Source organism: Bacillus sp. NP247 (genome assembly GCF_018966865.1).
In the GTDB taxonomy this organism is placed as follows: Bacteria; Bacillota; Bacilli; order Bacillales; family Bacillaceae_G; genus Bacillus_A.
The window spans coordinates 4,152,994-4,176,241 of record NZ_CP076653.1; the positions used below are offsets into that span (position 1 = coordinate 4,152,994).

26 protein-coding genes are annotated in these 23,248 nt (G+C 36.6%); 25 read left to right on the forward strand and 1 reads right to left on the reverse strand.

Features of this window, described 5'->3' with window-relative positions; translation table 11 throughout:
- Positions 1-23 precede the first annotated feature (23 nt).
- From menG to KPL75_RS21780, 18 genes are all read left to right on the forward strand, one after another.
- A complete protein-coding gene (gene menG, locus KPL75_RS21695; RefSeq protein ID WP_002158591.1) occupies positions 24-737 on the forward strand; it encodes a 2-heptaprenyl-1,4-naphthoquinone methyltransferase in 714 nt (237 codons plus the stop codon).
- A 38-nt stretch (positions 738-775) separates the two neighbouring features.
- Positions 776-1,738: a heptaprenyl diphosphate synthase component II gene (gene hepT / locus KPL75_RS21700; protein ID WP_128281630.1), complete on the forward strand. Its 963-nt coding sequence runs from the start codon at positions 776-778 to the stop codon at positions 1,736-1,738.
- A 124-nt stretch (positions 1,739-1,862) separates the two neighbouring features.
- A complete protein-coding gene (ndk, locus tag KPL75_RS21705; protein WP_219917742.1) occupies positions 1,863-2,309 on the forward strand; it encodes a nucleoside-diphosphate kinase in 447 nt (148 codons plus the stop codon).
- Between the two features lie 299 nt (positions 2,310-2,608).
- Positions 2,609-3,781, forward strand: coding sequence for a chorismate synthase (aroC, locus tag KPL75_RS21710; RefSeq protein ID WP_219917743.1), 1,173 nt, complete (start codon positions 2,609-2,611; stop codon positions 3,779-3,781).
- Complete coding sequence (gene aroB / locus KPL75_RS21715) at positions 3,781-4,866, forward strand: 3-dehydroquinate synthase (RefSeq protein ID WP_219917744.1); 1,086 nt, start codon at positions 3,781-3,783, stop codon at positions 4,864-4,866. Before aroC ends, aroB begins: the two co-directional genes overlap by 1 nt.
- A 118-nt stretch (positions 4,867-4,984) precedes the next feature.
- Complete coding sequence (gene hisC / locus KPL75_RS21720) at positions 4,985-6,097, forward strand: histidinol-phosphate transaminase (RefSeq protein WP_219917745.1); 1,113 nt, start codon at positions 4,985-4,987, stop codon at positions 6,095-6,097.
- A gap of 157 nt (positions 6,098-6,254) precedes the next feature.
- Entirely contained in the window at positions 6,255-7,529 is a 1,275-nt protein-coding gene (gene aroA, locus KPL75_RS21725) for a 3-phosphoshikimate 1-carboxyvinyltransferase (RefSeq protein WP_219917746.1), read from the forward strand.
- 102 nt (positions 7,530-7,631) lie between these two features.
- Entirely contained in the window at positions 7,632-8,894 is a 1,263-nt protein-coding gene (locus tag KPL75_RS21730; protein WP_219917747.1) for a tetratricopeptide repeat protein, read from the forward strand.
- 73 nt (positions 8,895-8,967) lie between these two features.
- Positions 8,968-9,504: a ReoY family proteolytic degradation factor gene (locus KPL75_RS21735; RefSeq protein WP_219917748.1), complete on the forward strand. Its 537-nt coding sequence runs from the start codon at positions 8,968-8,970 to the stop codon at positions 9,502-9,504.
- Between the two features lie 153 nt (positions 9,505-9,657).
- Entirely contained in the window at positions 9,658-10,113 is a 456-nt protein-coding gene (locus tag KPL75_RS21740; protein ID WP_002158585.1) for a YpiF family protein, read from the forward strand.
- A 144-nt stretch (positions 10,114-10,257) separates the two neighbouring features.
- Positions 10,258-10,770 (forward strand): menaquinol-cytochrome c reductase iron-sulfur subunit, encoded by a 513-nt coding sequence (gene qcrA, locus KPL75_RS21745; protein WP_001290417.1) that lies wholly within the window; start codon positions 10,258-10,260, stop codon positions 10,768-10,770.
- Positions 10,771-11,445: a menaquinol-cytochrome c reductase cytochrome b subunit gene (gene qcrB, locus KPL75_RS21750; protein ID WP_000932700.1), complete on the forward strand. Its 675-nt coding sequence runs from the start codon at positions 10,771-10,773 to the stop codon at positions 11,443-11,445. It abuts the gene before it with no gap.
- A 43-nt stretch (positions 11,446-11,488) separates the two neighbouring features.
- Positions 11,489-12,256 carry a menaquinol-cytochrome c reductase cytochrome b/c subunit gene (qcrC, locus tag KPL75_RS21755; RefSeq protein WP_219917749.1) on the forward strand — a complete coding sequence of 256 codons (768 nt, stop codon included), beginning with the start codon at positions 11,489-11,491 and terminating at the stop codon, positions 12,254-12,256.
- A 121-nt stretch (positions 12,257-12,377) separates the two neighbouring features.
- Positions 12,378-12,971 carry a lipoprotein heptaprenylglyceryl N-acetyltransferase LhaT gene (locus KPL75_RS21760; RefSeq protein WP_219917750.1) on the forward strand — a complete coding sequence of 198 codons (594 nt, stop codon included), beginning with the start codon at positions 12,378-12,380 and terminating at the stop codon, positions 12,969-12,971.
- Positions 12,972-12,996: 25 nt separating this feature from the next.
- Positions 12,997-13,683: a lipoprotein intramolecular transacylase Lit gene (locus KPL75_RS21765; protein ID WP_219917751.1), complete on the forward strand. Its 687-nt coding sequence runs from the start codon at positions 12,997-12,999 to the stop codon at positions 13,681-13,683.
- A 107-nt stretch (positions 13,684-13,790) separates the two neighbouring features.
- Positions 13,791-14,576: a sporulation protein YpjB gene (ypjB, locus tag KPL75_RS21770; protein ID WP_219917752.1), complete on the forward strand. Its 786-nt coding sequence runs from the start codon at positions 13,791-13,793 to the stop codon at positions 14,574-14,576.
- 105 nt (positions 14,577-14,681) lie between these two features.
- Positions 14,682-15,362: a zinc metallopeptidase gene (locus tag KPL75_RS21775; protein WP_002086606.1), complete on the forward strand. Its 681-nt coding sequence runs from the start codon at positions 14,682-14,684 to the stop codon at positions 15,360-15,362.
- A 133-nt stretch (positions 15,363-15,495) separates the two neighbouring features.
- Complete coding sequence (locus tag KPL75_RS21780; protein WP_219917753.1) at positions 15,496-16,146, forward strand: uracil-DNA glycosylase; 651 nt, start codon at positions 15,496-15,498, stop codon at positions 16,144-16,146.
- Between the two features lie 28 nt (positions 16,147-16,174).
- Here KPL75_RS21780 and KPL75_RS21785 read toward each other — a convergent pair whose 3' ends face one another.
- The gene (locus KPL75_RS21785) at positions 16,175-17,056 is read right to left on the reverse strand and encodes a YitT family protein (RefSeq protein WP_219917754.1); all 882 of its coding nucleotides are present in this window, start codon (positions 17,054-17,056) and stop codon (positions 16,175-16,177) included.
- A gap of 505 nt (positions 17,057-17,561) precedes the next feature.
- Between KPL75_RS21785 and KPL75_RS21790 the strand changes: the two genes are divergently transcribed.
- From KPL75_RS21790 to KPL75_RS21820, 7 genes are read left to right on the forward strand one after another with little or no spacing between them, the layout of a single operon-like run.
- A complete protein-coding gene (locus KPL75_RS21790) occupies positions 17,562-17,906 on the forward strand; it encodes a nucleotide pyrophosphohydrolase (protein WP_219921145.1) in 345 nt (114 codons plus the stop codon).
- A complete protein-coding gene (gene dapB, locus KPL75_RS21795) occupies positions 17,903-18,703 on the forward strand; it encodes a dihydrodipicolinate reductase (RefSeq protein WP_219917755.1) in 801 nt (266 codons plus the stop codon). Before KPL75_RS21790 ends, dapB begins: the two co-directional genes overlap by 4 nt.
- A gap of 14 nt (positions 18,704-18,717) precedes the next feature.
- Positions 18,718-19,113, forward strand: coding sequence for a methylglyoxal synthase (gene mgsA, locus KPL75_RS21800; protein ID WP_000684753.1), 396 nt, complete (start codon positions 18,718-18,720; stop codon positions 19,111-19,113).
- An 11-nt stretch (positions 19,114-19,124) separates the two neighbouring features.
- Positions 19,125-19,829: a bacillithiol biosynthesis deacetylase BshB1 gene (gene bshB1 / locus KPL75_RS21805; RefSeq protein ID WP_219917756.1), complete on the forward strand. Its 705-nt coding sequence runs from the start codon at positions 19,125-19,127 to the stop codon at positions 19,827-19,829.
- Complete coding sequence (bshA, locus tag KPL75_RS21810; protein ID WP_002086596.1) at positions 19,826-20,971, forward strand: N-acetyl-alpha-D-glucosaminyl L-malate synthase BshA; 1,146 nt, start codon at positions 19,826-19,828, stop codon at positions 20,969-20,971. Before bshB1 ends, bshA begins: the two co-directional genes overlap by 4 nt.
- A complete protein-coding gene (locus KPL75_RS21815) occupies positions 20,958-22,151 on the forward strand; it encodes a CCA tRNA nucleotidyltransferase (RefSeq protein WP_219917757.1) in 1,194 nt (397 codons plus the stop codon). Before bshA ends, KPL75_RS21815 begins: the two co-directional genes overlap by 14 nt.
- Entirely contained in the window at positions 22,136-23,116 is a 981-nt protein-coding gene (locus KPL75_RS21820; protein ID WP_219917758.1) for a biotin--[acetyl-CoA-carboxylase] ligase, read from the forward strand. The genes KPL75_RS21815 and KPL75_RS21820 overlap by 16 nt, the downstream gene beginning before the upstream one ends.
- Positions 23,117-23,248 lie beyond the last annotated feature (132 nt).

The following is a 23,248-nucleotide window of genomic DNA, read 5'->3' on the forward strand; positions in this document are numbered from 1 at the left end:
TTACATTGGAAGAAGGTACGAGCATGCAACAATCAAAAGAAGAAAGAGTACATGACGTATTTGAGAAAATTTCTGATAAATACGATGTGATGAATTCTGTAATTAGTTTTCAAAGGCATAAGGCATGGCGCAAAGAAACGATGCGAATTATGGATGTGAAACCTGGGAGTAAGGCACTTGATGTATGCTGCGGGACGGCAGATTGGACAATTGCACTAGCGGGAGCTGTAGGTGAAGATGGGAAGGTTTACGGTTTAGACTTTAGTGAAAATATGCTAGCTGTCGGTAAACAAAAGGTAGAAGCTTTAGAATTAAAGCAAGTAGAACTTATGCATGGAAATGCAATGGAACTTCCTTATGAAGATAATACGTTTGATTATGTAACGATTGGTTTTGGGTTACGTAACGTTCCGGATTACATGCAAGTATTAAAAGAAATGACGCGTGTAGTAAAGCCTGGTGGAAAAGTAATTTGCCTGGAAACATCCCAACCAACGATGATAGGTTTTCGTCAAGGATATGTCTTATACTTTAAATATATCATGCCGTTATTTGGAAAGATGTTTGCGAAAAGTTATAAAGAATATTCATGGCTTCAGGAATCTGCTAGTACATTCCCAGGGATGAAAGAGTTAGCAAATATGTTTGAAGAAGCTGGGCTTAAGAATGTGCAAGTGAAACCATTTACTTTTGGTGTAGCAGCTATGCATTTAGGTATTAAACCAGAATCAAAATAGAAAAAAGAAAAAAGACGTTTTAGGTTAAGGTGAACAATATGAAGTTACAACTTATGTACTCTTTTTTACGATCGGATATTAATGTTATAGAAAAAGAATTGAAGAAGACAGTTGCTTCTGAGCAGCCGTTAGTAGAAGAAGCGGCATTACAGCTTATTGAAGCAGGTGGGAAGCGGATTCGCCCTGTTTTTGTTTTGCTTGCAGGGAAATTTGGGGATTATAAGTTAGATGCAATTAAGCATGTTGCGGTTGCATTAGAACTTATTCATATGGCTTCGCTTGTTCACGATGATGTCATTGATGCTGCGTTTGTACGACGCGGTAGCGCAACAGTGAATGCGAAATGGGGAGATCGTATTGCAATGTATACAGGAGACTACTTGTTTGCGAAGTCTCTTGAATGTATAACAAATATAGAAATTCCAGATGCACATCAAGCGTTGTCTCATACAATTTTAGAAGTTTGTAAAGGTGAAATCGAACAAATTAAAGATAAGTATAACTATGATCAAAATTTAAGAACGTATTTAAGAAGGATAAAACGAAAAACAGCATTGTTAATCGCCGCGAGTTGTCAGTTGGGAGCGATTGCTGCTGGTGCTAATCGTGATACTGTAAATCGTCTATTTTGGTATGGATATTTTGTTGGTATGTCTTATCAAATTATTGATGATATTTTAGATTTCGTATCGACAGAAGAGAAGCTTGGAAAGCCTGCTGGTGGTGATTTATTACAAGGTAACATTACATTACCTGTTTTGTATGCCATGGAAGATCCAGTTCTTCGTCAGAAAATTACATCTGTGCATGAAAATACAACAGCAAGTGAAATGAAAGAAATTATTGATGATATTAAAGCGAGCGAAGCTATTGATAAAGCATTTTCGTTTAGTGAACGTTATTTACATAAAGCATTAGAAATAATAAAACCACTCCCTCGTGGACAGGCGAAGTACGCGTTGCAAAATGTTGCAAAGTATATTGGAAAACGAAAATTTTAGTGATTTTTCTAAAAAATAAAATAATCTCTCTATTTCAAAACTATTGCACAATTGTGATAAGGGTGTTAATATGTGTGTGGGGATATACAATTACATACATAATTCAGAAGTGGAGAGATTTTTTATGGAAAAAACATTTCTAATGGTAAAACCAGACGGTGTACAACGTGCCTTCATTGGGGAAATTGTAGCTCGTTTTGAGAAAAAGGGCTTTCAATTAGTTGGTGCAAAATTAATGCAAGTTACTCCGAAAATTGCTGAACAACACTACGGTGAGCATAAAGAAAGACCTTTCTTTGGTGAATTAGTAGACTTTATTACATCTGGCCCTGTATTCGCAATGGTATGGCAAGGTGAAAATGTAGTAGATACAGCACGCAATATGATGGGTAAAACACGACCACATGAAGCTGATATGGGAACAATTCGCGGAGATTTCGGTGTAACTGTTGCGAAAAACATAATCCACGGTTCGGATTCTTTAGAAAGTGCAGAGCGCGAGATTGCTATTTTCTTTAAGGAAGAAGAATTAGTAGACTACTCAAAATTAATGAATCAATGGATTTACTAATTATTTTGAAATAATTTGTAAACGCTTTAATAACTGTGATAATAGTAAAAAGTGCAAGAAGAATAGGGGTATTCTTCTTGCACTTTTTTATTTCGATCAGTTACGAAGTTAGGACTGTTATGATATATTGGTATGTAAAGTAAAAGGTCTACTATTATGAAAATAATAGAACAATTACAAGTAGGGAAAGCAAACACTCGATTTACTATATAATTTCTTTGTATTTTAAAGAGTAATGGAAGATAATATAGCTACTTTATGTAGCAGGATAAATACATATGCGAAAAGAGGAATAACGTATGCGATATATTACAGCTGGTGAATCCCACGGTCCGCAACTTACGACAATTTTAGAAGGTATTCCGGCAGGATTATCTTTAGTAGCGAATGATATAAATGAAGAATTAGCTAGAAGACAAAAAGGATATGGACGCGGTAGACGCATGCAAATTGAGAAAGACCAAGTGCAAATTGTAAGTGGTGTTAGGCATGGGAAGACGATGGGGTCCCCGATTGCACTTGTTGTTGAAAATCGTGATTTTACACATTGGACAAAGGTTATGGGTGCAGAGCCGTTAACTGAGCAGGAAGAGAAAGAAATGAAAAGGCAAGTTACGAAACCTAGACCTGGACACGCAGATTTAAATGGTGCGATTAAATATGGTCACAGAGATATGAGGAATGTATTAGAGCGTTCTTCAGCACGTGAAACGACAGTTCGTGTTGCAGCTGGTGCAGTTGCAAAAAAAATATTAGCGGAATTAGGTATACAAGTAGCGGGACATGTTGTCGAGATCGGTGGTGTACAGGCAGAAGAAATTAAATATAATTCTATTGCGGAATTACAAAGTACTACAGAAGCATCTCCTGTACGTTGTTTAGATGAAAAGGCTGGTAAAAAGATGATGCAAGCGATTGATGATGCGAAGGCAAATGGTGATTCTATCGGCGGTGTTGTTGAAGTAGTTGTAGAAGGAATGCCAATTGGAGTAGGTAGCTATGTACATTATGATAGAAAATTAGATGCAAAATTAGCAGCGGCAATTATGAGTATTAACGCTTTTAAAGGTGTTGAAATTGGAATTGGTTTTGAAGCAGCGCATAGACCAGGAAGTGAAGTGCATGATGAAATCCTTTGGGATGAAGTGCAAGGGTACAGAAGAAAAACGAACAATGCAGGTGGATTAGAAGGTGGCATGACAACTGGTATGCCGGTTGTTGTGCGCGGTGTTATGAAACCGATACCGACATTATATAAACCGCTTCAAAGTGTTGATATTGATACGAAAGAACCTTTTACAGCGAGTATTGAACGTTCAGATAGTTGTGCAGTGCCAGCAGCTAGCGTTGTGGCTGAAGCTGTTGTGGCTTGGGAGCTCGCGGCAGCTTTAATTGAACAATTTGGATTAGATCGTATCGATCTTATACATGAAAATATTGAGAAACATAATGAATATGCGAGGGGATTTTAATGGAGAACATACATATTCAAACGAAATCAAAAGAATATGATGTACATGTTGGAAGGGAGGCGTTGTCACATTTAACAACGCTTATTCAAAAGATGAATCCTGCTGTATCTAACATAATGATCATTTCTGATGAAGTTGTTGCATCACTGCATTTACAGACAGTTGTTGATGCATTGCAAGTAGAGCAAAAAGTATTTTCGTTTGTTGTACCGAGTGGCGAAAAAGAGAAGTCTTTTGAAAATTTTTATGCGGCTCACACTTCGGCTCTTGAAAATAAATTAGATAGAAATTCTATAATCATCGCACTTGGAGGCGGAATGATTGGAGATTTGGCTGGATTTGTTGCCGCGTCGTTTATGCGTGGTATTCGCTTTGTCCAAGTTCCAACAACCTTGTTAGCTCACGACAGCGCAGTAGGCGGAAAAGTAGCAATTAACCATCCACTAGGAAAAAATATGATTGGGGCGTTCCATCAGCCAGAAGCTGTTGTGTATCATACGCCATTTTTACATTCACTTCCTGAAAAAGAGTGGCGATCAGGTTATGCAGAAGTGATAAAGCATGCACTTATTGGTGATGTAGAGCTATATCATTGGTTAAAGGAAGAAGTGCAAACATTAACGGATCTTCGTGATGAAAAGTTAATTCACATATTAACGAAGGCGATTCCTGTGAAAGCGAACATTGTGTCGCAAGACGAAACAGAAAAAGGTGTACGTGCCCATTTGAATTTTGGGCATACGTTAGGACATGCTCTTGAAAAAGAGTTAGGATATGGAAATATTACTCACGGTGATGGAGTAGCGGTTGGTATGCTATTTGCCATGTTTTTAAGTGAGCAAGTGTACAAAATTGATCTTTCTTATGAAGAAATGAAGCAGTGGTTCTTGAAATACGGTTATCCAAAAATGCCAAGCGACTTGAATGTAGAACGTCTCGTTCAGTTGATGAAACAAGATAAAAAAGCAAATGCCGGAACAATTCATATGGTGCTTATGCAGGAATATGGGGGAGTGAATGTCGTATCTATTTCAGATGAGACTGTTCATATTGCGTTAGAAGCATTTCAAAAGGATATGGTCTAAAAAAAGTTGTAGAACAGGTATGAAAGGCATATTTAAAGGTATTCTCGTAATGGTGACGGTTATGATTAAAGATGACAGTAAGGAATTATAAATCATATCAATGACTGGGGGAAGAAAAGTGAGAGTAAAAGAGCAATTGTTAACTTTGAGAGCATATGTACCTGGGAAAAATATTGAGGAAGTAAAAAGAGAATATGGATTGTCAAAAATTGTGAAGTTAGCATCGAATGAAAATCCGTTTGGCTGCTCTGCGCGTGTGACAGAAGCATTAACTTCGTTAGCCAATCAATATGCACTCTACCCGGACGGGGCGGCTTTTGAGCTTCGTGAGAAAGTAGCAGAGCATTTAGGTGTAAAAGCGGAACAACTTTTATTTGGTAGTGGGTTAGATGAAGTCATTCAAATGATTAGCCGCGCCTTGCTACGTAACGGAACAAATGTTGTAATGGCGAATCCTACGTTCTCGCAATATTATCACCATGCTGTTATTGAAGGAGCGGAAGTTAGGGAAGTACCACTTGAAAATGGTATTCACAATTTAGATGCAATGTTACAGCAAGTAGATGAGAAAACGAAGATTGTATGGATTTGTAATCCGAATAATCCGACAGGTACATATGTAGAAAAACAAAAATTACTTTCATTTTTAGAATCAGTTCCAAAGTCAGCGCTCGTTATTATGGACGAAGCATATTATGAATATGCTGGGGCAGAAGATTATCCGCAAACATTACCTCTTCTTGAAAAGTACGAAAATCTTATGGTGCTACGCACATTCTCAAAAGCATATGGATTAGCTGCTTTTCGTATTGGATATGCGATTGGGGATGCAAAGCTTATTGGGCAGCTAGAAGTAGCGAGACTACCATTTAACACATCAACTATCGCCCAAGCGGTAGCATTAGCGGCAATAGAGGATCAACAGTTTTTACAAGAGTGTGTGAAGAAAAATGCCGAAGGATTAAATCAATATTATGCATTTTGTAAGGAATATAACGTATTCTACTATCCATCTCAAACGAATTTCATTTTCTTGAAACTCGGTATACCTGGTAATGAAGCTTTCGAACGATTAATGAAAAAAGGATATATCGTTCGTTCTGGTGCAGCATTTGGTATGCATGATGGTATTCGTATTACTGTTGGATTAAAAGAAGAAAATGATGAGATTATTGAATTACTTACGGAACTTGTAAAAGAACAAGTGAAGAAAGAAGAAACGTATTCTTAAGAAATAGTGAAGGCTCCTGTTACAGGAGCCTTTTTCATTTGAATTGCAATAAGGGGAGTTGTTTGCACGTTCAAGAAAGAAAACGTTACAATAGAAGTAGACGTATAAGAGGAAATATTGTACATGTAACTTATTTAAAATGTGAGGAGGATACAGTTTGAAACTAGTAGGACGAAAAAATAGTTTGAATGGGAAAATTGTTGTTCCAGGAGATAAATCTATTTCGCATCGCTCTGTTATGTTTGGAGCGATAGCAGAAGGGACGACGAAAGTATCAAATTTTTTATTAGGAGAAGATTGTTTAAGTACAATTGCATGTTTTCAAAAACTAGGTGTCAAGATTGAACAGAGTGGTAACGATGTCACGATTTACGGTAAAGGATTACATAATTTACAAGAAACGAAAGAAGTATTAGATGTGGGGAATTCAGGGACGACTATTCGTCTTATGCTTGGGATTTTAGCAAATACGCCGTTCCATAGTATGATAATTGGTGATGCATCAATTGGAAAACGTCCTATGAAACGTGTTACAGACCCGCTTAGTAAGATGAATGCTCAAATTGATGGTAGAGAAAACGGACAATATACACCTTTATCTATTCGCGGTGGTAAGGTAAAAGGTATGCATTACCATTCACCAGTAGCAAGTGCACAAGTGAAGTCAGCAGTTTTACTTGCGGGTTTGCAAGGGGAAGGTGTAACTACGGTAACAGAGCCTGTGCACTCTCGTGATCATACGGAAAGAATGTTACGTGCATTCGGTTGTACCGTAGATGTTAATGGACGGACCGTTTCATTACAAGGTGGACAACAACTTAAAGGTGCAGACATAGAAGTTCCAGGAGATATTTCTTCGGCGGCATTTTTCTTAGTAGCTGGTGCAATTGTCCAAAACAGTAAGCTTGTATTGGAAAACGTTGGTTTAAATCCGACGAGAACAGGGATTTTAGATGTATTAACAAAGATGGGTGCACTTATTTCTATCGATCATATTAGAAATGAAGAGTTTGAACCGTGCGGGGATATTACGATTGAAACATCTAAACTAAAAGGAATAGAAATTGCTGGAACACTTATTCCAAGATTAATTGATGAAATTCCTGTAATTGCTTTATTGGCAACGCAGGCAGAAGGAATTACTGTTATTAAAAACGCTGAGGAGTTAAAAGTAAAAGAAACAAATCGTATCGATACGGTTGTAGATGAATTAGGCAAATTAGGTGCGAAGATTGAAGCTACACCAGATGGTATGATTATATATGGTAAACAAAGTTTAAATGGAAATACTGTTAATAGTCACGGCGATCATCGTATTGGGATGATGCTTGCAATCGCATCGTGTATTATAGATGGAGAAGTGAAAATAGAGAATAGTGATGCGGTCGCTGTATCGTATCCGAAATTTTTCGAACAATTAGCTGAGCTATAAGGTATAGGAAGAGGCAGTTTACTCAAAAGGTTGCGTTCTTACACCTAGTTGCTTATGATAAATGAACAGAAGAGAATATTTTTTGAATTAAAGGAGACGTTTATGCAAAAGTTTGAACAAGCTGTTTCTTATATTGAGAACGGTGAAGCAGAAAAAGGATTACAATTATTAAAAGAACAACTACGAGTTGCTAATGATGAAGAGAAGTATGATATCGCTCGTTACTATCATACACTTGGGTTTATGGATGAGGCGTTAGCAATTACTGAAGACTTACGCTTGCTATATCCGGAAGAAAGTGAATTTACGGTATTTTTAGCAGAATTATATATTGATTTAGATAAAGAAGATGAAGCGATTGAAGTGCTTCATGATATTCCAGAAAATGATGATCTATATGTTCAATCGCTATTACTTGTTGCAGATTTATTCCAAATGCAAGGTTTTGATGATGTAGCAGAGCAAAAACTATTAAAGGCGAAAGAATTGATGCCTGACGAACCTGTTATTACGTTTGGATTAGCAGAATTATATAGTAGTAAAGGTGAAGAACAAAAGGCAATTACTTATTACGAGTCGCTATTAGCGGAACATAAAGTAATGGGTGGTGTTGTCATTGCACTTCGTCTCGCAGAAACTTTAAGTGCTATTGGAAACTGGGAAGAGGCAACCTCTTACTATGAAGCGGGGTTAGAAGAGCAAAAAGATATTCACTCATTATTTGGATATGCCTTCACATTATATCAAGGAGAAGAATATCAAAGAGCAATTGGTGCTTGGCAAGAATTAAAAGAATTAGATCCTGAGTACGCATCGTTATACATGTATTTAGCGAAAAGCTATGAAAAAGAAGGCATGCTTCAAGAAAGCTATGAAACACTTCAAGAAGGAATTAAAGTAGATGAGCTTTCTGTTCCTTTCTATGTAGAATTAGCGAATATTGCGGCGAAATTAAGTAACATAGCGGAGGCAGAAGAATTGCTTCAAAAAGCGCTGGAGCTAGATCCGGGACATTTAGGTGCGACATTAAAATATGCGTATATCTTAAAAGAACAAGAGAAATATGAAGAGCTAATTGCAGTTGTAGAGCGTACAATTGACAGTGGAGAACCAGATACACAACTACTTTGGGATCTTGCATTTGCAAAAAAACAATTAGAAATGTATTCGGATGCATTAAAACACTATGAAAGTGCATATACTTCTTTTAAGAATCATCCAGATTTCTTGGAAGAGTACGGTTATTTCTTATTAGAAGAAGGAATGCGAAAAGAGGCGAAAGAAGTATTTACGCAGTTAATACAACTAGACCCGACACAAATTCATATTGAAGAATTGTTATATAATTTAGAGGATTTTTCGTAAGTTGGAAGGAAACTGAATGCCGCTTCTTGAATCTAAAAAGAAAAGAGAAAGACAGAGGAGGGACTTAATCGCTATGAATACCCCTGTTTCTGTAAACGAGAAGAAGGATTTTGTAAAATGGTTTTTAAATAATTACCAACTGAAACAGCGTGAATGTGTATGGATTTTGAATTATTTAATGAGTCACGATCAATTAATGCATAAAGTCCACTTCGTAGAACATGCAAAATATTGTCCGCGTGGCTTAGTAATGTCAGCAAATTGTGTGAAAGACACACCGTTTCACTTTTTTAAACAAAATGTAATGACAACAGATGCAGAAAAGTCGTTTCATGATATTCGTTTGAATCGAGATGAGGATATTTATATTCAGCTTAATTTTAAATCATCGTTCCAAAATGCAAACTATGTAGCTGTATTAGAAGAAAACCCATATTTGCCAAAGCATATTGAAGTGAATGAAAAAGATCGATTGCTTGCAGAACGATTTTTAGAAGAAAGTGTATTCTCATTTAGAAGAGCGCGTCTTTTGAAACAAATTGATGAAGCTTTGGATAAGCGAGATGAGGAAGCATTTCATAGGTTAACAGCAGAGTTGAAAATTTTATAGAATTCATTTTGATTATGTAATCTTTACGAAATTCAGACTTTTTAAGAAAAACTACTTAATAATAGGTAGTTTTTCTTTTTTTACCTCTTTTAGTATGGTTTAATATATATAAAGTGAAAGTTCTGTTATTTCGAATGGAGGAGGGGAGAAAAGGTGAAATGGATTGTAAAAGATGTAGAACAGTTTGAGCAAGCGAGGGAGTATGTAGATACAGGGATTATACCCCTTTTGTCTATTTCGGCAGCAAAAGAAATGAAAATGGTTGTAGAGCAAGGTGAATTTATTGAGGCTTTGAGTATGGAGTTGGAAAGGGAGTATAAAGGAAGAGTGCTTTTACTGCCCGCATTTACGTATTTGGTAGAGAGCCAAAAAAATGAAAAAGACCGTTTGCAAGAATGGACAGATCATTTGCAAAGGCAAGGTTTTAAGCATATTGCCTATGTGACAAGTGATTTTTCATGGAAAGAAGATATGCAAGAGTTGCAGGGTGATTTATTTTGGTTTCCATCGTTATCATTAGAGCAATTTAGTGATCAAGCGAAAAGGGAAGTTATTCGTGCTCACATAAAAAATATTATGGTAATGTTGGAAGAAAGATGGATAAGGTAATAATAAACAGAAAGTTCTTATTATTATGAGTAGTATGATATTGACCTATACAAGAGGGTATTATATCATGATAGTGTCCTAGTATTTATTTTTTATATAATTTTTTCACGAGGGGACAATTTCTGATAGAGGGGGGAAATTTTCGTGAGCGAGAAAGAACATCGTGTGTCAAGAAGACAGTTTTTAAATTACACACTTACAGGGGTAGGAGGCTTTATGGCGGCGGGTATTTTAATGCCGATGACGCGGTTTGCGCTTGATCCGGTGTTAAGAAAAGAAGCGGGAACAGATATGGTTGCTGTTGCACAAGTGAAGGATATTACAACAGAACCGAAGCGTTTCGACTTTAAGGTGAAGCAGGTTGATGGTTGGTACAAGTCTGACGAGCCAAAATCAGCTTGGGTTCATAAAGATGAAAGCGGAGACATTGTTGCGTTCTCTCCAGTATGTAAACATTTAGGATGTACAGTTAACTGGAATTCAGACAAAGCACATCCGAATCAATTCTTTTGCCCGTGTCACGGGGGGCGTTACACAAAAGATGGGGTTAACATTAAAGGCACACCGCCCCTTGCTCCGCTTGATGTGTACGAGTCTAAAGTGAAAGATGGAACATTGTATTTAGGAAAAGCGAAGCCAAGAGGGGGTGCAAAGTAGATGCTAAATAAAATTTATGATTGGGTAGACGAGCGGTTAGATATTACACCAATATGGCGCGATATCGCTGATCATGAAGTACCTGAACATGTAAACCCGGCACATCACTTTTCTGCATTCGTCTATTGCTTTGGAGGGCTTACCTTTTTCGTTACTGTAATTCAAATTTTATCTGGAATGTTTTTGACAATGTATTATGTGCCTGATATTAAAAATGCTTGGGAATCGGTTTATTATTTACAAAATGAAGTTGCATACGGACAAATTGTTCGTGGTATGCACCACTGGGGTGCCAGTCTCGTAATTGTAATGATGTTTTTACATACACTCAGAGTTTTCTTCCAAGGTGCGTATAAAAAGCCTCGTGAGTTAAACTGGATTGTTGGTGTTCTTATTTTCTTTGTTATGTTAGGTCTTGGTTTTACCGGATATTTATTACCGTGGGATATGAAAGCGTTATTTGCTACGAAAGTAGGGATTCAAATCGCAGAGCAAACGCCGCTCATTGGTCCTTATATTAAAACATTACTCGCTGGTCATTCCGAAATTGTTGGCGCTCAAACATTAACTCGCTTCTTTGCTATTCACGTCTTCTTCTTACCAGCAGCACTTCTAGGTTTAATGGCCTTCCACTTCATCATGATTCGCAAACAAGGTATTTCCGGTCCGCTATAAGAGATTGCTAAATTAAAGGGGAAAGAACAAAAGGAGGGAGATTATGCATCGCGGCAAAGGGATGAAGTTTGTAGGAGATTCTCGGGTACCAGTAGCCCGGAAACCAAATATTCCAAAAGATTATTCTGAATATCCAGGGAAAACAGAAGCGTTTTGGCCGAATTTCTTGTTAAAAGAATGGATGGTTGGTGCAGTTTTTTTAGTCGGTTATTTATGTTTAACAGTGGCGCATCCGTCACCGCTTGAGAGAATGGCGGATCCTACAGATGCAGGGTATATACCACTTCCAGATTGGTATTTCTTATTCTTGTATCAGTTATTAAAGTATTCGTATGCTTCAGGCTCATTTACTGTAATTGGTGCGTTTATTATGCCAGGGATTGCGTTTGGAGCGTTACTATTAGCTCCGTTTCTAGATCGAGGCCCAGAAAGAGCGCCATTGAAGCGTCCTGTAGCAACGGGGTTTATGCTTTTAGCAATTGCATCGATTATTTTTTTAACTTGGGAATCTGTAGCACATCACGATTGGGAAGCTGCAAAAAAACAAGGAGCAATTGTAAAAACAGCACCAGTTGATAAAAATGATGAAGGCTACAAGTTGATGCAAAAAAATACTTGTTTAACATGTCATGGTGACAATTTACAGGGCGGGGCGGCAGCACCGGCTTTGCAAAACTTAACTTTAAAGTCAGAAGAAATCGCTAAAATTGCGAAAGATGGAAAAGGTTCAATGCCTAAAGGTGTATTTAAAGGTACAGATGAGGAACTGAAAAAGCTTTCGGAATTCGTTGCAAAGTATAATAAAAAATAATAGAAAAGCTGACTACAAAATCTGTAGTCAGCTTTTTATTTTGATGACGGAAAGTTTGCTATATAATAGAGTAGAGTTCGATGAAAGAATTACTTTGTTTGAAAGGTGTTGGACATACAGCTTGGTTTACTTGTATGCAATGTTAAGGCAACGTTCGGTACTATTATTTTTATTGGTTGTTAACATATTAGGTACAATTTACGGATTCATATGGTATGGAAATCAATTAAAAGAAACCTCACCTATATTTTGGCCGTTTGTACCAGATAGCCCTATGGCGACTCTCTTTTTTGTCTTTGTTTTAATTGCTTTTTTGATGAAGAAGAACTGGGGGTTAATAGAAGCGTTAGCGATAGTTACTTTAATAAAATATGGTGTTTGGGCTGTTGTTGTAAATGCAATTACGATTTATGTAAAAGGTCCTATTGGCCTTATGGGATATATGTTAATGTTATCTCATTTTGCGATGGCGGTGCAGGGAATGTTATATGCTCCGTTTTATCGGATAAAAAAATGGCACTTCACTGTAGCTGGCATATGGACATTACATAATGATGCAATTGATTATTTATTTTGGCAAATGCCGAGATATGGGATTATGCATTTGTTTGTAGAGAAAATTGGTTATTTTACGTTTTGGTTAAGTATTGCTGTACTGTGTATTACATATTATTATTATTGCTTACGTGAGAACCGAAAACAGTTTTCTTTATGATGGTGAGGACATTTAGGGGGAGAAAATGAAGAAAAATAAGAGTGGTATAAACATATGGGATCGATTGATCACTTTAGTAGTTTCCTATAGCATAGCATTTTCTGTTTTCGCTCTCGCGACAACGGTAGTTGTATATGGGAAATCGTTGTATTATTTTGAAATTGATTTTTTAAATATTCCAGATTTAGCGGATATGACGAAAGATGAAATTAAGAGAAACTATGATGTGCTTATTACATATTTATCGCCGTTTTATGAAGGTGCATTACAATTGCCAACATTAGATATGTCCACAAATGGACGCATTCATTTTGTAGATGTTAAAAATATTTTAGTAAAGATTCAATATATAATGTATGGAACGATTGTAATTGCTGTATTAGGAGGGGCGTATTTATTAAAAAAGAAAAAAGAAAAGTTTTTACTTCACGGAGCGATTCTTACAATTATTTTTCCAATAGCTCTTACGTTACCAATTGCTATTAATTTTGAAAAGAGTTTCGTATTATTTCATAAGCTTTTATTTAGCAATGATTATTGGATGTTTGATATTGAAACAGATCCGGTTATTTTAATGTTACCGGAAGAATTCTTTCTGCATGCTGCATGTGTTATTTTATTATTGATTTTAGGTGGTAGCATAATTTGTTACGGTGTATATAAATATTTAGTGAAAAAGAAAAGGGTTTCAAAGAAAAAATTCTCTGTTTAAAGAGAATTTTTTTGTTTTCATAGAGATAATATATTTTTTGGTTGTGTTCTGTTCTATTCTTGTCCAATTCCACATATTTTGTACTAGTAGTTATAGGGGGGACCGGGATGAAGAGAACATTAATTGGACTGATAGCATTTCTAATTATAATGTTTCCAGTACGTATATATGCTGAAGAGTGGAATGAACTAACTGGATTGCTAGATGACTCTTTACAGTTAGTGAAGAAAAAAGAAGATGAGAAGGCAATACAAGTACTGCACCATTTCTCAGAGCAGTTTCTATCAAAGGAGAATGAAAATAATTCAAAAGTAAATCCGGGACAAATTAGAGTCGTTTCTTTAGCATACGATAAGGCGAAACAAGCTCTCTCGGAAGATTTAGATAGGCAAGTTAAAGTTGATAATATGTTAGCGTTACAACTTGCTGTTGATGCGCAAGTATCTAAATATCAGCCACTTTGGATGGAAAGAGAAAGAAAGATAATGAATGCTTTTTCTCAAGTAGAAAAAGCGATGGAAAAAAACGATGATGGACAGTTCCAACAGACGCTAAATACATTTTTAAATGAATTTAATATTATTTATCCTAGTTTAATGATTGCTCTGCCAGAAAACGAAGCGCAGCGTGTAAATGCACATTTATCTTATTTGGATGAATTTCGTAACGTTATGTTAAAAACGAAAGGTGGACAAATGCAACTAGGGATTATTAAAGGTGATTTGCAAAAAATATTTCATACAGTAAAAAAAGATGAGATAGCTCCCTCTCTCATTTGGTTCATGACAATTACTGGAGGACTTATTTTGTTCACTTTAACGTATGTTGGATGGAGAAAGTATAAAGGGGAGAGAGAGAGGCGGAGAAGTAACTTGCATTCTAAAGATAGATAATGCATATAAATAAAGATACGGATTGTAAGGTTTATTTATTGACAATGGCGGAAGAAAAAAATAGAATGAGAAGTACTATAATTAAAACTTCAATGGAGGTTTATGATGTTTTATTTAATTTACTTCGCGATCATTTTGATCATACCGTTGTATGCACAGTCAAAAGTACGTAGTGCCTATAGCAAGTATTCACAAGTTTATTCAACATCAGGTATGACAGGAGCGGAAGTTGCTCGGAAAATTTTAGATGAAAATGGATTGTACAATGTAGCCGTAGAAGAAACGCCAGGTCATTTGTCAGATCATTATGACCCGCGTGTAAAGACGGTTAGATTATCGACAGATAACTATTATGGTCATTCAGTTGCTGGTACAGCTGTAGCAGCACACGAAGTAGGGCATGCAATTCAAGATGCAAAAGATTATAACTTCATGCGTGTTCGTCATTCATTAGTGCCAGTTGCTAATTTTGGCTCGAATATGTCTTGGGTTTTCGTTTTAATTGGTGTGTTTGCACAAATGTCTGGTTTATTGTTGCTAGGAATTATTTTAATGGCAGCAGGTGTTATTTTTCAACTTGTTACATTACCAGTTGAGTTTGATGCATCAAAACGCGCAATGCAACAAATTGAAGCACTTGGTATCGTATCGACAGATGAATATGGCCAAGCTCGTAAAGTATTAAATGCGGCAGCATTAACATATGTAGCAGCTGCAGCTGTAGCGGTATTTGAATTATTACGTCTCGTATTAATTTATACTGGTATGCAGCGTAGCGACGATTAAAGACTATCAATTATGATAGTCTTTTTTTGTTTTGTGGATTGAATCTTATAATATGTTACAAATGGAAATAATAGAGAGAATATGGGGTATAGAACTAATTAAAATAAAGATAAGTATGGAATGATGAAAGAAGGTGACAGACATAGAATATCCAGATTATTTAGTTAAACAAGTGAAGGAGCGTAGTGCTACTTACCAATTAGAAGGTTTTTTAAGTGGACAAGGCCCTGGAAATCCCAAATTTATGCTCGTTGGAGAAGCACCTGGTGAAACAGAAATTCATAATGGGATTCCATTTAGCGGGAGAGCTGGAAAACATTTAATGGAGTTTTTAGGACGTATTCATGTTACAAGGGAAGAAGTATATATTACGAGTGCGGTCCGGAGCAGGCCATATAAATGGCGAGAGAAAAAAGAACGAAATGGCGAAAAAATACAGAAAAAGTATAATAGAACACCAAATCAAGGAGAAATACTTGCTCATGCCCCTTTATTAGATTATGAGTTGGAAAAGATAGATCCTCTTGTTATCGTTACGCTTGGCAATATTGCATTACAGCGTTTAGTCGGTAAAAATAATAAAATTACAGATGTTCATGGAGAATTGTTAAAACAACCGGTGCAGCAATTGAAAGATAGTTGCGGTACAGAATTTGTATGGACAGAAAAAGAATATTCTATTTTTCCGACCTTTCATCCAGCTTCTATTTTTTATAATCGGAGTTTGTTGGAGCTTATTTATGAGGATTTGGAGAAACTTAAAAGATTTATAATAAAAAACTAGAAAAGCTAAAGAGCTTTTCTAGTTGAATTTAATTATGTAGTGGTTTTTTATTTTCATCTAATGTAAATCCTTCACCAACAACATCGTGTACATCATTTACAGCGACAAAGGCATGTGGATCTACTGAAATAATGATATTTTTTAATTTTACGATTTCATTTTTAGCAACAACACAATATAGTACATTACGTTCTACTTTTGTATAGGATCCAACTGCTTTTAAAAAGGTTGCTCCGCGCTCCATTTCAGATAAAATTTTTGCAGCAATTTCATCATTTTTATCAGAAATAATAGTTGCTCCTTTTGCTGCATAAGCTCCTTCTTGCATGAAATCAATAACCTTAGCCCCGATAAAAACAGCAACTAACGTATACATACCTTCACGGTATGATAAATAGGTAAGAATAGAGATAATGATAACGATTGCATCGAACATAAACATCGTTTTTCCCATACTCCAGCCAACATATTTGTGAGCTAGCCTTGCGATAATATCAACACCGCCAGTAGTCCCGCCGTATTTAAATATAATTCCAAGTCCTATACCGATAAATGCCCCGGCGAATAAAGCAGCCAGTGTCATATCATTTTGCAAGTTTAAATGTAAGTTGAGAATCTCGTAGCGCTGAAACACCCAAAGGAATAAAGAGACGCTAAATGTACCGATTAATGTGTATAAAAATGTTGTTCGGCCGAGTAATTTCCAGCCAATGAAAAATAGAGGAACGTTTAAAATTAAGTTTGTATAGGAAGGATCAAGTGAAAATTTAAAATATAATAATAGCGTAATGCCGGTAAATCCACCCTCTGCAAGATGGTTTTCAATATTGATATTCACAATACCGAAAGAAAAAATAGCGGAACCGATTAAAATAAAAATGATATTTCGAATCTTCAAATTTGATGTCATTTAGAAATCCCCCTAATTATGTAATGATTGCATTGGTCTTCTTAAACGATAAAACATAATAAAAAGTAATTTCTAGTTGCTAGTAAAAATAGAGAATGGTATAAGAGCTTAATTAGTTCAGGCTGATTTTTTGTGAAAATCGCATAAAAGAAAGTTTCACTTTACCCCGTCCCAACGGCTGGTAGAGGGAAAAGCAAAGGAGAAAAGGACGAACCAGCCATAGGGAACCGATTGGTTCAACTAATCTTTTGCAAAAATCATGCAAAAGAAAGTTTCACTTTACCCCGCTCAAACGGCTGGTAGGGGTAAAGCAGAGAAGAAAGCGCAAACCAGCCGTAAGAGCCCGATTGGTTCAACTAATCTTTTGCAAAAATCACGCAAAAGAAGTTTCACTTTATTATAGTCTATCCCAAAAAGAGTCGTAAATAGTGATATGAGAGAATAATATTTGTCAAATCGCGATGAATTGGCTAACATGAAAGAGGAAGGAATAGAGGTGACTAGTATGGAAGTAAAAACGATGAAAGATATGCAGAAGGAAGTAGATGCATATATCGGTCAATTTAAAGAAGGTTATTTTAGCCCGCTTGCAATGATGGCCCGTTTAACTGAAGAAATGGGAGAGCTTGCGAGAGAGGTTAATCATTATTATGGTGAGAAACCGAAGAAAACGACCGAGAAAGAACAAAGTATTGAGGAAGAGCTTGGAGATGTGTTATTTGTTATGATTTGTATGGCAAATAGTTTAAATATTGATTTAGAAACAGCGCATAACATTGTAATGAAGAAATTTAATACACGTGATAAAGATCGCTGGACACGTATTGATGAGGGAGAGAAAGACGCATGAAAGAAATTAAAGTAATTATCGCTGGACCACGAGGACGCATGGGACATGAAGCAGTCCTTCTTATGGAAAGAACAGCGCATTTCAATTTAGTAGCAGCAATTGATTATAAGCATGGCGGAGAAAAAATTTCTGATTTACCGGGAATGCCAGCGTTAGATGCACCTATTTACGCGGATTTACATACTTGTTTAGATGAAGTAGAAGCAGATGTATTGTTAGATTTAACAACACCAGAAATTGGAAAGAAACATGTGACACTTGCAGTTGAACGTGGACTTCGATCTGTTATTGGTACGACTGGATTTACAGAAGAAGAGCTTAAACATTTAACGGAAACTGCGAAAGAAAAAGAAGTGGGAACAATCATTGCTCCAAACTTTGCGATTGGTGCAGTACTTATGATGAAGTTCTCTCAAATGGCAGCGAAGTACTTCCAAGATGTTGAAGTAATTGAATTGCATCACGATCAAAAGTTAGATGCACCATCTGGTACAGCTGTAAAAACAGTAGAATTAATCCGTCAAAATCGTGAACCAAAAGAGCAAGGACACCCTAATGAAACAGAACAATTAGAAGGGGCACGTGGTGCAAATGTAGACGGTATTCACATTCATAGCGTACGTCTACCAGGGCTTATTGCACACCAAGAAGTAATGTTCGGCGGAGATGGACAAATGTTAACAGTTCGTCATGATTCATTCAACCGTGCATCATTCATGTCAGGTGTAAAACTATCAATTGAAACAGTAATGAACCTTGATCATCTTGTGTACGGTTTAGAAAATATTATCGACTAAAGGGGAGACAACGGATGAAAATTGCCTTAATCGCACATGACAAAAAGAAAGATGATATGGTTTCGTTCGCGTACGCATATAAACCGATTTTTGAAAAACATGAACTTTTTGCAACAGGAACGACAGGACTTCGTATTATGGAGGCAACTGGTTTAGTTGTAACAAGATATCAATCTGGTCCTCTTGGTGGCGATCAAGAAATTGGTGCAATGATTGCAAAAAATGAGATGGATATGGTGATTTTTTTCCGGGATCCACTAACAGCCCAGCCGCATGAACCAGATGTCAATGCGTTACTTCGTTTATGTGATGTATACGCTATCCCATTAGCAACGAATATGGCAAGTGCTGAAATGTTAATGCATGCATTAGAGCGGGGAGATTTAGATTACCGAAAGTTAAGAAAATGAGGGGAGCAATTATGAGTGGATTACATATATTAGCGTTTGGTGCTCATGCCGATGATGTGGAAATCGGCATGGCAGGTACCATTGCAAAGTATACAAAGCAAGGATATGAAGTAGGCATTTGCGATTTAACAGAAGCTAATCTTTCTTCAAATGGAACGATAGAACTAAGAAAAGAAGAAGCAAAGGCGGCAGCTCGTATTATGGGAGTAAGAACGAGAATTAATTTAGCAATGCCAGACCGTGGTTTGTATATGAAAGAAGAATATATACGTGAAATTGTAAAGGTTATTCGTACATATAAACCAACGCTAATTTTCGCACCATATTACGAAGATCGTCATCCAGACCATGCTAATTGCGCGAAACTTGTGGAAGAAGCTATCTTTTCAGCGGGAATTCGTAAATATATGCCTGAACTTCCGCCGCACCGTGTAGAGTCTTTTTATAATTATATGATTAATGGTTTTCATAAACCGAATTTTTGTATAGATATTAGTGAATACCTTTCTAAAAAGGTGGAAGCATTAGAGGCGTATGAAAGTCAGTTTTCAACAGGGAGTGATGGTGTTAAGACGCCATTAACCGAAGGATACGTTGAAACTGTAATCGCTCGGGAGAAGATGTTTGGGAAAGAAGTTGGAGTGCTGTATGCCGAAGGATTTATGAGTAAGAAACCGGTTTTATTACATGCTGATTTAATAGGGGGATGTAAATGAAATTGAAAATAGGTATTACATGTTACCCTTCTGTAGGTGGTTCTGGGGTTGTTGGGACAGAGTTAGGAAAGCAATTGGCGGAACGCGGGCATGAAATTCATTTTATTACATCGGGTGTACCATTTCGGTTGAATAAAGTGTACCCGAACATTTATTTTCACGAAGTAACAGTAAATCAATATTCTGTTTTTCAATATCCACCTTACGATTTAGCATTAGCGAGTAAAATGGCAGAGGTTGCTCAAAGAGAAAACCTTGATATTTTACATGTGCATTATGCAATCCCTCATGCTATTTGTGCATATTTAGCAAAACAAATGATTGGGGAGCGTATTAAAATTGTTACAACCTTACATGGAACGGATATTACTGTGTTAGGTTCCGACCCTTCGTTAAATAATTTAATTCGCTTTGGTATTGAACAATCTGATGTTGTTACAGCTGTGTCACATTCGTTAATTGAAGAAACGAATGAACTTGTAAAACCAGATAAAGAAATTGAGACGGTATACAATTTTGTAGATGAACGTGTTTATTTCAAACGTGATATGTCTCAATTAAAAAAAGAATATGGTATACGAGAAAATGAAAAAGTTTTGATTCATATTTCAAATTTCCGAAAGGTTAAGCGTGTACAGGATGTTGTGCAGTCATTTGCCAAAATTGTAAAGGAAGTAGATGCGAAATTGCTTCTTGTTGGTGATGGACCAGAGTTCTGTACTATTTTACAATTGGTGAAAAGTTTACATATTGAGGAACGTGTCTTATTCCTAGGAAAGCAAGATAATGTTGCCGAGCTTCTTGCGATGAGTGATTTAATGCTACTTTTATCAGAAAAGGAAAGTTTTGGTCTCGTTATATTAGAAGCGATGGCGTGTGGTGTGCCTAGTATCGGAACGAGGGTTGGGGGCATTCCAGAGGTCATTCAACATGGTGAAACAGGATATATATGTGAAGTTGGAGATACAGACGGAATAGCTAAGCAAGCAATTCAACTACTAGAAAATGAAGAACTTCACCGTAATATGGGAGAGCGAGCGATGAAATCTGTATATGAGCAGTTTCGTTCGGAAAAAATCGTTTCACAGTATGAGGCGATTTATTATGACATACTAAGGGATGACAAGAATGGAAAGATTTAAAAAAGCTAGTTCAATTATTGAGATATTAAAACAGCACGGACATGAGGCTTACTTCGTTGGTGGAAGTGTACGCGATCTTATTATCGATAGACCGATTGGAGATATCGATATCGCAACATCTGCTTTACCAGAAGAAGTAATGGCTATTTTCCCAAGGCATGTTCCGGTTGGTCTTGAGCATGGAACTGTAATTGTTGTAGAAAATGGTGAACCGTATGAGGTAACTACTTTTCGAACAGAAAGCGAATATGAAGATTTTCGGAGACCTAGTAGTGTTCAATTTGTCCGTTCATTAGAAGAGGATTTAAAACGACGTGATTTCACGATGAATGCAATTGCAATGACAGAGGAAGGCGAAATGATTGATTTATTTGCTGGGCAAGAAGCGATTCGTCTGAAAGAAATTACAACGGTTGGAGATGCTGCAGACCGTTTTCAAGAAGATGCACTGCGAATGATGCGTGGTGTTCGGTTCGTAAGTACGTTAGGTTTCTCTTTGGAAATAAAGACGAAACAAGCAATTGAAACGTATGGGCATTTGCTCGAACATATAGCGATTGAAAGAATTACAGTTGAATTTGAAAAATTGTTGACTGGTACATATTGTGTGAATGGTCTTCAAGATTTGGTAGAAACGAAGCTATTTTCTCATCTGCCATATTTACAAATGTCAGAAGAAAGACTCTTGAAAGCTACGGAGTATAAATGGGATTCTTTTGAAACAGACGTTGAGGCGTGGGCATTTTTCTTATATTGTATCGGAGAAGAGCATCCATCTGTCTTTTTACGTCAATGGAAGTTCTCGAATAAAAAGATTAAAGATATCGTAGCGGTTTTATTAGCAATTCGTTCTAGAAAGGAGAAGGAGTGGGATACAATCCTTCTTTATAAAACTGGAATTCGCGTCGCTGAGATGGCGGAAAGAGTATATGAAGCGATAATAGAAAGTTATAATAGTGCGTCTGTTAAGCAAGTACAAACATTATTTCATGCATTGCCGATAAAAAATCGTCAAGAAATGAATGTGACTGGTAATGATTTATTAAGCTGGGCAGATAAAAAGCCAGGTCCGTGGGTTGCCGAAATGCTTCAAAATATTGAAAAAGCAATCGTACAAGGAGATGTAGTTAATAAGAAAGAGAATATAAGGGAGTGGCTACAAAGATGCAATCTACTATAAGAAAGCAGTTATTACAAGTTTTTTCTGAAGCAGATGGTGTATTTGTATCTGGTCAAACACTTAGTGACAAACTTGGCTGTTCGAGAACCGCTGTATGGAAGCATATGGAGGATCTTCGTAATGAAGGGTATGAACTAGAAGCTGTACGCCGCTTAGGGTATCGAATTGCTAGTAAACCAGATAAAGTAACTGCTAATGAGATTCAATTAGGATTACAAACAGAGCGTATCGGTAGAACGGTTTATTTTGAAGAATCGGTTGAATCTACTCAGCATATTGCAGCAAGACTTGCTTATGAAGGCGCAGAAGAGGGAACAATTGTCGTTGCTGAAGAACAAACAGCAGGTAGAGGACGTTTAAGTAGAAAATGGTATTCTCCAAAAGGAACAGGAATTTGGATGAGTATTATTTTGCGTCCATCTATTCCAGTTCATCATGCACCACAGCTTACTTTATTAGCAGCTGTTAGCGTAGCGCAAGCCATTGAAAAATGTACCGGTGTAAACGTAGGGATTAAATGGCCAAATGATATTTTAATTCAAGGTAAAAAAGCTGTCGGTATATTAACGGAGATGCAAGCTGATCCAGATAAAATTAATGCTGTTATTATGGGAATTGGCATTAATGCAAATCAGAAACAAGAACATTTTGATGAGGAAATTCAGCAAATTGCAACTTCATTAGCAATTGAATCGGGTAAGCCGATTGTTCGTGCGGAACTTATGCAACAAATTTTCTTGCAACTAGAGAAATTGTATGAAGAGTATTTAAAAAATGGCTTCTCTGTTATTAAAATTCTTTGGGAAAGTTACGCAGTAAGTATCGGAAAAGAAATTACAGCTCGAACGATGAAGGAAACTATTAATGGGCTAGCAAAAGGGATTACGGAGGATGGTGTATTGTTACTTGAGGATCATCAAGGACAAGTGCACCACATTCATTCTGCTGATATAGAAATTAAGTAAAAGAAGTTCCTATTTTGGAGCTTCTTTTTGTCATTTAGATACTAATAAATTTCACATACCGTAATAGGGATAGAAAATTATTTTTTCGAAAAAATGTAGCAATTCCTTTTCAGAGTTTGCTATAATTGATTC